The 9,174-nt window shown below is 64.0% G+C and carries 9 protein-coding genes; 5 read left to right on the top strand and 4 right to left on the bottom strand.

What is annotated here, in order from left to right:
• Positions 1-2 precede the first annotated feature (2 nt).
• Complete coding sequence (locus GXB81_RS22830; protein ID WP_346777816.1) at positions 3-842, top strand: IclR family transcriptional regulator; 840 nt, start codon at positions 3-5, stop codon at positions 840-842.
• A gap of 22 nt (positions 843-864) precedes the next feature.
• Here GXB81_RS22830 and GXB81_RS22835 read toward each other — a convergent pair whose 3' ends face one another.
• The 3 genes from GXB81_RS22835 to GXB81_RS22845 form a co-directional block, all read right to left on the bottom strand.
• The gene (locus GXB81_RS22835; RefSeq protein WP_205990394.1) at positions 865-1,725 is read right to left on the bottom strand and encodes an SIS domain-containing protein; all 861 of its coding nucleotides are present in this window, start codon (positions 1,723-1,725) and stop codon (positions 865-867) included.
• An 87-nt stretch (positions 1,726-1,812) separates the two neighbouring features.
• The gene (gene ugpC, locus GXB81_RS22840) at positions 1,813-2,895 is read right to left on the bottom strand and encodes a sn-glycerol-3-phosphate ABC transporter ATP-binding protein UgpC (protein ID WP_205990395.1); all 1,083 of its coding nucleotides are present in this window, start codon (positions 2,893-2,895) and stop codon (positions 1,813-1,815) included.
• A gap of 67 nt (positions 2,896-2,962) precedes the next feature.
• Positions 2,963-3,736, bottom strand: a complete 774-nt coding sequence (locus GXB81_RS22845) for an SDR family oxidoreductase (protein WP_205990396.1) — start codon at positions 3,734-3,736, stop codon at positions 2,963-2,965.
• 292 nt (positions 3,737-4,028) lie between these two features.
• Here GXB81_RS22845 and GXB81_RS22850 point away from each other — a divergent pair, with 292 nt between their 5' ends.
• From GXB81_RS22850 to GXB81_RS22860, 3 genes are all read left to right on the top strand, one after another.
• Positions 4,029-5,261: a sugar ABC transporter substrate-binding protein gene (locus GXB81_RS22850; protein ID WP_205990397.1), complete on the top strand. Its 1,233-nt coding sequence runs from the start codon at positions 4,029-4,031 to the stop codon at positions 5,259-5,261.
• Positions 5,262-5,447: 186 nt separating this feature from the next.
• The gene (locus GXB81_RS22855) at positions 5,448-6,338 is read left to right on the top strand and encodes a sugar ABC transporter permease (protein ID WP_167042709.1); all 891 of its coding nucleotides are present in this window, start codon (positions 5,448-5,450) and stop codon (positions 6,336-6,338) included.
• On the top strand, positions 6,335-7,186 hold the full coding sequence (locus GXB81_RS22860) for a carbohydrate ABC transporter permease (RefSeq protein WP_167042711.1): 852 nt from the start codon (positions 6,335-6,337) through the stop codon (positions 7,184-7,186). The genes GXB81_RS22855 and GXB81_RS22860 overlap by 4 nt, the downstream gene beginning before the upstream one ends.
• Before the next feature lie 97 nt (positions 7,187-7,283).
• Here GXB81_RS22860 and GXB81_RS22865 read toward each other — a convergent pair whose 3' ends face one another.
• Complete coding sequence (locus GXB81_RS22865; protein WP_205990398.1) at positions 7,284-7,577, bottom strand: DUF1330 domain-containing protein; 294 nt, start codon at positions 7,575-7,577, stop codon at positions 7,284-7,286.
• Positions 7,578-7,801: 224 nt separating this feature from the next.
• Between GXB81_RS22865 and GXB81_RS22870 the strand changes: the two genes are divergently transcribed.
• Positions 7,802-8,950 (top strand): peptidyl-alpha-hydroxyglycine alpha-amidating lyase family protein, encoded by a 1,149-nt coding sequence (locus tag GXB81_RS22870; protein WP_205990399.1) that lies wholly within the window; start codon positions 7,802-7,804, stop codon positions 8,948-8,950.
• Positions 8,951-9,174 lie beyond the last annotated feature (224 nt).

The raw sequence follows: 9,174 nt of genomic DNA on the forward strand, positions 1-9,174 counted from the left end.
TCGTGACCGATTCCGCCCCGCTCTCTCCCGACGCCGCCGACGCCAAACCGCAGCGCGGCATTCAAGCGCTCGACAACACCGGCGACCTGCTGAACGCACTCGCCACCGCCGCGCGGCCGCTGAGTCTGCGCGATCTCGCTTTCGCGGCCGGCATGCCGCCCGCGAAAGCGTTTCCGCACCTCGTGAGTCTGCTGAAAATCGGCCTGCTGAGCCGCGATGCGGCGGGCTGTTTCGAAGCCGGACCGCTTGCGCTCGAACTGGGTTTGATCGGCTTGCAGCGCCTCTCGCCGACGCGCGAGGCCGAGCCCGAAGTCATCGATCTTGCGGCCTCGACCGGCATGAGCGTCGCGATGGCGGTGCTCGGACCGCTCGGGCCGACCGTCGTGCGCCTCGAAGAAGCGGCACGGCCATTGCATGTGAGCTTGCGGGTCGGCACGGTGATGTCGCTCGTCAATACCGCGATTGGCCGCGTGTTTGCTGCGTATGTCGCCGACGACGTGCGCGTGGGTCTGCTCGCCCAGGATCATCTGCGGCTCGCAGGCGCGAGCGCAACGGCTATCGCCACGCAAAAAAGCCGCTACGCGCAACGTCTCGCGCAGATTCGCTCGCATGGCATCGATACCGCATTGAGTCGTCCGGTGCCTGGCATCGACACGCTCGCCGCGCCCGTGCTCGATCACACGGGCAGCATCTGCGTCGTGCTTGCGGTAATGGGGACGAGCGGCAGCTTCGATTGCGAACCGTCGGGCCAGCCTGCGCGGATCTTGCGTGCCACCACACTGCGATTGTCGCGACGGTTCGGGTGGATGGCAGCGAACGATGCGGAAAGTGGGGGGACGTAGGCGCTTTTCCGCCAAGCGACACCTACCCCGCCCCCTCCGGCTCATGCGACCCGAGCCGCGCTTTCGCGTGGCGCATCTTTTCGAGCGTCTGCGGACCGGCCTTCAAGGCGACGCCGATCGCCAGCGCATCCATGATGCACAACTGCACGAGCCGCGACACGCCTGGCGTATTCGGATCGATCGGGCTCGGCACGCGCAGCAGCAGTGGAATATCGACGAGCCAGGCAAGCCGCGAACCGACGTTGGTCAGCGCGATCGTCGTCGCGCCGTGCTCCTTCGCGATCTGGATGCTCTCGTTCACCTCGACGCTGCGCCCCGAATGCGAGATCGCGAACGCCACGTCGCCGGGTTCCATCAGGCCCGCGTAAAGCCGCTGCAAATGACCGTCGGTAAACGACGCCGCGGCGATGTCGATACGCAGAAAGCGCAGCGCCGCGTCCTGTGCGACGAGCCCCGAGCCCGAACCCACGCCGAAGAAAAACACGCGCCGCGCGCTCGACAGCGCGGCAATCGCGCTTTCGACCACGGCCGGATCGAGCGCGCCGCGCGCGTGCGTGATGCCATCGATCGCCGCCTCGCCGACCTTGTCCATCAGGGTCTGCACGTCGTCGTCGCGCGCGACCGTAGCCGACGCGTACGGCAGTCCGCCCGCCACGCTCTGCGCGAGCTGCATCTTGAAGTCGCGCAGACCATGCGCGCCGATCGCGCGGCAAAAACGCGTGACGGAAGGCTCGGACACCTCGGCGCGTTGCGCGAGTTCGGTAATGCTCGCGCGCATCGCGAAGTCGACGTCGGCGAGCACCATCTCGGCGACCTTGCGCTCGGCGGGCCGCAGACTCGCAAGCGCGCCGCGGATATGGGGAATCAAGTTCGCTGCGGACACCCGGTGTTCCTTAGGGTCTGTTACAGAGGGACCCGCGTCGCTCGCGGCTGGTTCGGCTCGAATGAGCCCCGAGCGGCAACACGCGGTTCAGACCAGCCTGCGTCCACTCTCCGTATCGAACAGATGAATGCATTCGGCCGGCAAGCGCAGTGCGACTCGCTGGCCGGGCTCGATCCTCGAGCGCTCGCGCGTCGTCACGCACCATGTGACGACGCCGATTTTCCCATACAGATGTGTTTCGGCGCCGGTCGGCTCGATCACTTCGACATCGAGCTCGGCATCGGGCGTTTGCGTCGCGATTTCGATGTGCTCGGGCCGCACGCCGAGCGTGACCTTCGCGCCAACCACCGCCGAGGCCGGCGCGCCGTCGAGCGCGACCTCGCCGCCGTCCGCGAGTTTCAGCGCAAGACCCGCGCCTTGCGTGCGATTGACGATCACACCCTCGGCGAAATTCATCGACGGCGAACCGAGAAAGCTCGCGACGAACAGATTCGCGGGCCGGTCGTACAGTTCGAGCGGCCGGCCGAGCTGCTCGATGCGCCCCGCGTTCATCACGACGATGCGATCGGCCATCGTCATCGCCTCGATCTGATCGTGCGTGACGTAGATCACCGTATTCTTCAGCCGCTGATGCAGCGCCTTGATTTCGGTGCGCATCTGCACGCGCAGTTTCGCGTCGAGATTCGACAGCGGTTCGTCGAACAGGAACAGCGACGGCTCGCGCACCACCGCGCGGCCCATCGCCACGCGTTGCCGCTGGCCGCCCGACAGCGCGCGCGGCAAGCGGTCCAGATAGCCGCTGAGATTCAGCATCTTCGCGGCGGCATCGATGCGCGGTTTGAATCTCGCCGCGGATTCCTTACGAATCCGCGGACCGAATGCGATGTTGTCGTAGACCGACAGATGCGGATAGAGCGCGTAGCTCTGGAACACCATCGAGATATTGCGCTGCTGCGGCGCGAGCGTATTCGCACGCGTGCCGCCGATCATCAGATCGCCGCCGCTGATCTCTTCGAGCCCCGCCACCATCCGCATCAGCGTGCTCTTGCCGCAGCCCGACGGACCGACCAGCACGACGAACTCGCCGTCGTCGATGTCGAGATCGATGCCGTGCACGACCTGCGTGTCGCCATAGCGCTTGAAGATGCCGCTCAGTTGCACTGCTGCCATGCTGTCCTCATTGTCTTGCTGCGTGTTGTCTTGCCTGCGTCGTTACCCATGCGCTCAAGGCGCCGGCTCAAAACGATTCGAGCGTCAGTTCCTCGGCCATCAAACGGTTGCCCGCCATCAACCCGCCGTCCACCGGCAGCGCGACGCCGGTAATCACGCGCGCCATCGGCGAGGCGAGAAACAGCACCGCGTCGGCGATATCGTCGGGCGTCGCGAAGTCGCGCAACGGGTACCACTTTTTCAGATCCTCGAACACCTGCGGGTTTTTATCGACCCGCGCCTGCCACGCCTGCGTCTTCACCGTGCCCGGACACACGATGTTCGCGCGAATGCCGTAGCGGCCCAGTTCGATGGCGAGTGCTTTCGTATAACTGACGAGCCCGGCCTTCGCCGCGCTATACGCCGGATGACCGAGCGCCGCGAGTCCGTTCACCGAGCCGATCAGCACGAGCGCGCCGCGTTGCCGCTCGATCATCGAGGCACGCACCGCTTCCACCGTGTGATACGTGCCGTTCAGATTCAGATGCACGTCGCGCTGCCAGCTCGCGGCATCGGTCGTCGCGAGCGTCGTGCCGAGCGCCGCGCCCGCGTTCGCGACCAGCACGTCGACTGGCCCACGCGTCGCGATCGCCGCGGCCACCGCCTGCTGCACCGCAGCGGCGTCGCCGAGATCGACCGCGACCGGCGTGACGTTGTCCTTGCCGAGTTGCGCGCTCAGCGCTTGCAGCGCGGCCGCGTCGATGTCGAGCGCGAGCACCGTGTCGCCCTCCGCCACGAAGCGCCTGCACAACACGCTGCCGATCCCGCCGCACGCCCCTGTCACCAACACCACACGATTCATCTCGACCTCACTCGTCCACGCCCCGCCCGTGCCACCCGAGCCGCGGACCACTCTGTAAATTTCCTACAAGCCTGATGCGAGCCACGCTCGTGGTGATCCCGAAGAGTGGGTTTTCGTGTCATCACGCAATGCAGAATACCCCATGCTTTACAGCATCTTATGCACAAACCCGGGGTAAAAGAAATATCGCAGACCCTACGTGACAAGCCATTTTTCGTCATGTAGGATTTTTACAAACAATCAACCCAAGGCGGCCGGCGACGGCGGCAAACCACCCACAGGAGAGAGAGAAATGTCGTTGCATGCCCGTGCTTCCCTCGCGCTAGGCAAAGTCGCCGTGGCGCTCGCGTTTGCAGGTATCGCCGTGGCGGCCCACGCCGACACGGTCCGCGTGACCGTCGCCCACTACAGCGATGCCACCGCGCCGTACTTCGAGAAAATGGCGCGCAACTTCGAGAAGGCCAACCCCGGCACGACCATCAAGATCGAAGACGTGAACTGGGACACGCTGCAACAGAAGCTGCAAACGGACATTTCCGGCGGCGCCAACGCCGACCTCGCGATCGTCGGCACGCGCTGGCTGCTCGACTTCGTGAAGGACGACGTGGCCGAGCAGCTCGACGGCTACATGGACGCGAACTTCAAGAACCGCTTCATCGGGCCGTTCCTGGCTCCTGGCCAGATCAACGGCAAGACCTACGGCCTGCCGATTGCCGCTTCGGCTCGCGCGCTCTACTACAACAAGGACCTGCTCGCGAAGGTCGGCTATCCCGACGGCCCGAAGAGCTGGAACGACGTGATCGATGCGTCGAAGAAACTGAAGGCGCAAGGCATTGCCGGCTTCGGTCTGCAAGGCAAGGAAATCGAAACCGACGTCTACTATTACTACGCGCTGTGGACCAACGGCGGCGACGTGGTCGGCAAGGACGGCAAGGCCGTGTTCAATTCGCCGGCCGGCATCAAGGCCGCCACGCTCTACAAGACGATGATCGACCAGGGGCTCACGCAACCGGGCGTGACCGGCTATAGCCGCGAAGACGTGCAGAACCTCTTCAAGCAGGGCCGCGTCGCGATGGTGATCTCGGCGCCGTTCCTCGCCAAGCAGATCAAGAAGGAAGCGCCGAACCTCAAGTACGGCATCGATCCGGTGCCGATGGGCACGACGCACGCGACATACGCGGTCACCGATTCGATCGTGATGTTCAAGAACTCGAAAGTGAAGAAGAGCGCGTGGAAATTCCTCGACTATCTGTTCACGAAGGAACCGCGCGTCGAGTTCACGACGACCGAGGGCTTCCTGCCGACCACGAAGGCCGAAGCAGCGGACCCGGCATTCAACGATCCGGATACCAAAGCATTTGTCGCGTTGCTGCCGACCGCGCACTTCGCGCCGACCGTGACGGGTTGGGAAGACACCGCGAAGGCCGTGACCGACGCGATGCAGGCGATCTACCTCGGCAAGGCGCAACCGGCCGACGCGCTGAATGCCGCGGCGGCGCAGGCGAACAAGTCGCTTGGTCACTGAGGCATCGTCGTTCGGAATAATCGGGCGTTGACGGGTAGAATCCGGAACGCGCGCCGCCGTTGCCACGACGGCGCGCGAGTCCGCTTCGGCACGGCTTCACCCAACAGTCCGATTGACTGATGTACTCTCCGGCCCATTCCGTCGCGCCCGCCGTGTAACGCGGGCGCGTCTTACGATCGAGCACGCATGAGCCGTTCCGTTTCTCCGCGCGCGCACGCGCCCTGGTTGCTGATCGCGCCGAGCCTCGTGCTCGCGCTGTTCATCATCAGCTACCCGATTTTCAACATCGTGTGGCAATCGCTGCACGAGGTGTCGCGCTTCGGCGCGATTCGCGACTTCACCGGTCTGCAGAATTTCATCAACGTGTTCCAGGACCCGGTGTTTCTTTCTTCCGTGCGCCGCACGATTGTCTGGACCGTGTGCGTGGTGGGCGGCACCGTCGCGATCTCGGTGCCGGTCGCGCTGATTCTGAATCAGGACTTCCACGGCCGCGGCATCGCCCGCACGATCGTGATGCTGCCGTGGTCCGTCTCGCTGACGATGACCGCCGTCGTATGGCGCTGGGCCTTCAACGACGACTACGGCATGGTCAACGTCACGCTGCAGCGGCTCGGGTTGATCGGCGGCCCGATACATTGGCTCGCCACGCCCGAACTCGCGTTTCCGGTGGAAATCGCGGTCGGCATTCTCGTGTCGATTCCGTTTACGGTGACGATCTTCCTCGGCGGCCTCTCCTCGGTGCCGGGCGATATCTACGAAGCCGCGCGCATCGACGGCGCGAGCGCATGGCAGCAGTTCCGCCTGCTGACGATGCCGCTCCTGCGCCCATTCATCAACATGGCGATCCTGCTCAACGTGATCTACGTGTTCAACTCGTTTCCGATCATCTGGGTCATGACCCAGGGCGGCCCCGACAACGGCACGCACATTCTCGTCACGTACCTGTACGAACTGGGGTTCCGGCTCGGACGCCCCGGCGAGGCCGCCGCCGTGTCGCTCATCATGCTCGTCATGCTGTTCGTGTTCTCGATTGCCTATCTGCGTCTGCAACGCGCGAAAGAAGGAGCGCCGTCATGAGTCTCAGTGCCCGGACAAAGCGCTCGCTGTGGTGCTGGCTCGCGCTCTCGCCGCTCGTGATCGTCGTGCTGTTTCCGTTCGCGGTGATGTTCTTCACCGCCGTAAAACCGGCTTCGGAGATCTTCGTGTACCCGGCGCGCTGGCTGCCGGTGCACTGGCAGTGGAGCAATTTCGTCGACATGTGGGAAGCGGCCAACTTCGGCGTCGCGCTGCGCAACAGCACGATCATCAGTTTGCTGTCGACCTCGCTCGCACTCGCGGTGAGCCTGCCCGCCGCTTACGCGCTCGCGCGTTTTCCGTTTCGCGGACGCGGCCTGTACCGCCAGTTCCTGCTCGTCACGCAGATGCTCTCGCCGATCCTGCTCGTGGTCGGCCTGTTCCGCCTTGCCGCAATGATTCCGTGGGGCGACGGCAATCTGGTCGATTCGAAGATCGGCGTGATCGTGTCGTATGCGGCGTTCAATATCGCGTTCGCGGTGTGGATGCTGTCGTCGTACTTTCAGACCGTGCCGCAGGACCTGGAAGAATCGGCATGGCTCGAAGGATGCAGCCGCACCCGCGCGGTATTCAAGGTGTTTCTGCCGCTGGCGGTGCCGGCCATCGTCGTGACCGCGATCTTCACGTTCATCAATGCATGGAACGAGTTCGCGGTGGTCTATACGCTGATCCGCTCACCGGAGAACAAGACGCTGACCGTGCAGGTGACCGATATGGTCGCGGGCAAGTACGTCGTCGAATGGCATCTCGTGATGGCGGCAACCTTGTGCGCGACCTTGCCGGTGTCGGTCGTGTTCGCGTGGTTGCAGCGCTATCTCGTGAAGGGGCTGGCGCTGGGCGCAGTGAAGTAGCGCTGATGGGGTAGCGACGAGATAGACCTCGCGCTGCCGCACGTGTTGCGGCGCAGGCAACTCGTGCGGCTGATTCGTCTGGCTTGCGCGCTGCGCGTCAGTCGACGCCGCGCACGATGCGCAAATCGCGCTCGACGCCATCGCCCAATGCGGCCAGCGCCTTCTTGTACTCCTCGCTGTCGTAAGCGGCGACGGCCTGCTCGTACGTCGGGAATTCGATCACGACCGTGCGCTCCGTGAGGCCCTGCTCGCGCGCCTCGTCCGCCGCCCCGCGCACGAGGAATTTGCCGCCTGCCGCGGCCACCGCGGCCGGGGCCAATTGCGCGTAGGCGGCCAGTTTCTGCGGGTCGTTCGTTTTGCGGTACGACGACACCCAATAACCCTTGCTCATTCGAATCTCCTTGTGTGATGGTTCAAAGCAGTCGCGGTGCTACATAGTAGCAAAGAGCCGCCGCGAAGCCATGACGTCGTCGCACATGAACGCTCACAACCCAAGCCCTCTCCTCATGCAACACAAGACGCCTTAGCTATTAAGCGTTTTGTGCACTACGATTGCCTTTGCACACTTCGGGTGCGAGTCGGCCCAGGTCGAACGGACAATCAAGGAGACGATGAATGAGCGAGCAATATGGCATGTTCTGTCCATGCTGCGGCATCGCGGAGCATCGGGCAATGAGCCGCAGGACTTTCATGAGCCTGATTGCCGGCAGTGCCGCGGGGCTCGCCATGCCCTCGGTATTTGCGGACACACCAACCGTTCCTTCCATCGCCTACGACTCGATTGCCAATCCCGTACGCCTGCCGGCCGACATGTATTTCGGCGAATGCTCGGGCGTCGCGCTCAATTCGCGCGGACACATCTTCGTGCTGTCGCGCGGCAACAGCACGGGCCCCGCCTATGGCGCGGCCGCGGCTCAACTGCTCGAATTCGCGCCCGACGGACGCTTCGTGCGCGAGATCGGCCATAACCTCTATGCGTGGTCGTTCGCGCATTCGGTCAAGGTTGACCGGCACGACAACATCTGGGTCACGGACAAAGGCTCCGACATGGTGATCAAGTTCACGCCGGACGGACGCGTTGCCATGGTGTTCGGCCGCAAGCAGGAAGCGTCGGACGAGGACACCGCGCCGCTCAAGCATCCGAATCCGCCGCTGCCGGCCGAGCCCGGACGCTTTCGCCAGGTGACCGACGTCGCGTGGGACAAAGCGGGCAACGCCTATATCAGCGACGGCTATATCAACTCGCGCGTCGCCAAGGTCGATCGCGACGGCAACTGGCTCAAGTCGTGGGGCGATCGCGGCACGGGTCCGGGGCAATTCCATACGCCGCACAGTATTGCCGTCGACGCAAACGACCACGTCTATGTGGCCGATCGCAGCAACCGGCGCATTCAGGTGTTCGATACCGAAGGCACGTTCCTGCGCCAGTTCACGATCGACGTGCCGGTACCGCCGGATGCGCGCCCCGCGATCGGCAACATGCCGAGCGAAGCCGATATCGCCGCGGGCACGTTCGCGCCAGGCTCGCCGTGGGCCATCTGCATCTCGCCGGGACCGCACCAGGTGCTCTATAGCGCCGATGCGTTTCCCGGCCGCATCTACAAGATGACGCTCGACGGCAAGGTACTCGGCGTGCTCGGCCAATCGGGCAAGCAGCCGAAGCAGTTCGGCTGGATTCATCAGATGGCGTGTCCCGCCGAGAACACGCTATTCGTCGCGGAGCTATTGAACTGGCGGATTCAGAAGCTGATCTTGCATGCGTGATGGAAGCTGAAGGGCGCTGAATGACGTTGCGAGGTTTTTATCGCAACGTCATGCAGCGCCGCCCGGCGATTCAGCACCTTGCCGATTTCGCCGGACCGGAAGCATGCGTCGCGAGACGGGACCTGTCGCGCGAAAGCGCGAGGCCAGCGTATCAGTCGTAACGGCGGCGCTTGTGATGACGCTTGCCCGAATGGTAGCCGCGCGAATAATCGCGCTCGTAGGAG

This window comes from Paraburkholderia sp. Ac-20336 (assembly GCF_017105025.1).
GTDB lineage: Bacteria > Pseudomonadota > Gammaproteobacteria > Burkholderiales > Burkholderiaceae > Paraburkholderia.

Excerpts from the sequence above, each read along its gene's own strand:
- ugpC (WP_205990395.1), bottom strand. The coding sequence starts at position 2,895 with ATGGCAGCAGTGCAACTGAGCGGCATCTTCAAGCGCTATGGCGACACG.
- GXB81_RS22845 (WP_205990396.1), bottom strand. The coding sequence starts at position 3,736 with ATGAATCGTGTGGTGTTGGTGACAGGGGCGTGCGGCGGGATCGGCAGC.
- GXB81_RS22850 (WP_205990397.1), top strand. The coding sequence starts at position 4,029 with ATGTCGTTGCATGCCCGTGCTTCCCTCGCGCTAGGCAAAGTCGCCGTG.
- GXB81_RS22855 (WP_167042709.1), top strand. The coding sequence starts at position 5,448 with ATGAGCCGTTCCGTTTCTCCGCGCGCGCACGCGCCCTGGTTGCTGATC.
- GXB81_RS22860 (WP_167042711.1), top strand. The coding sequence starts at position 6,335 with ATGAGTCTCAGTGCCCGGACAAAGCGCTCGCTGTGGTGCTGGCTCGCG.
- GXB81_RS22865 (WP_205990398.1), bottom strand. The coding sequence starts at position 7,577 with ATGAGCAAGGGTTATTGGGTGTCGTCGTACCGCAAAACGAACGACCCG.
- GXB81_RS22870 (WP_205990399.1), top strand. The coding sequence starts at position 7,802 with ATGAGCGAGCAATATGGCATGTTCTGTCCATGCTGCGGCATCGCGGAG.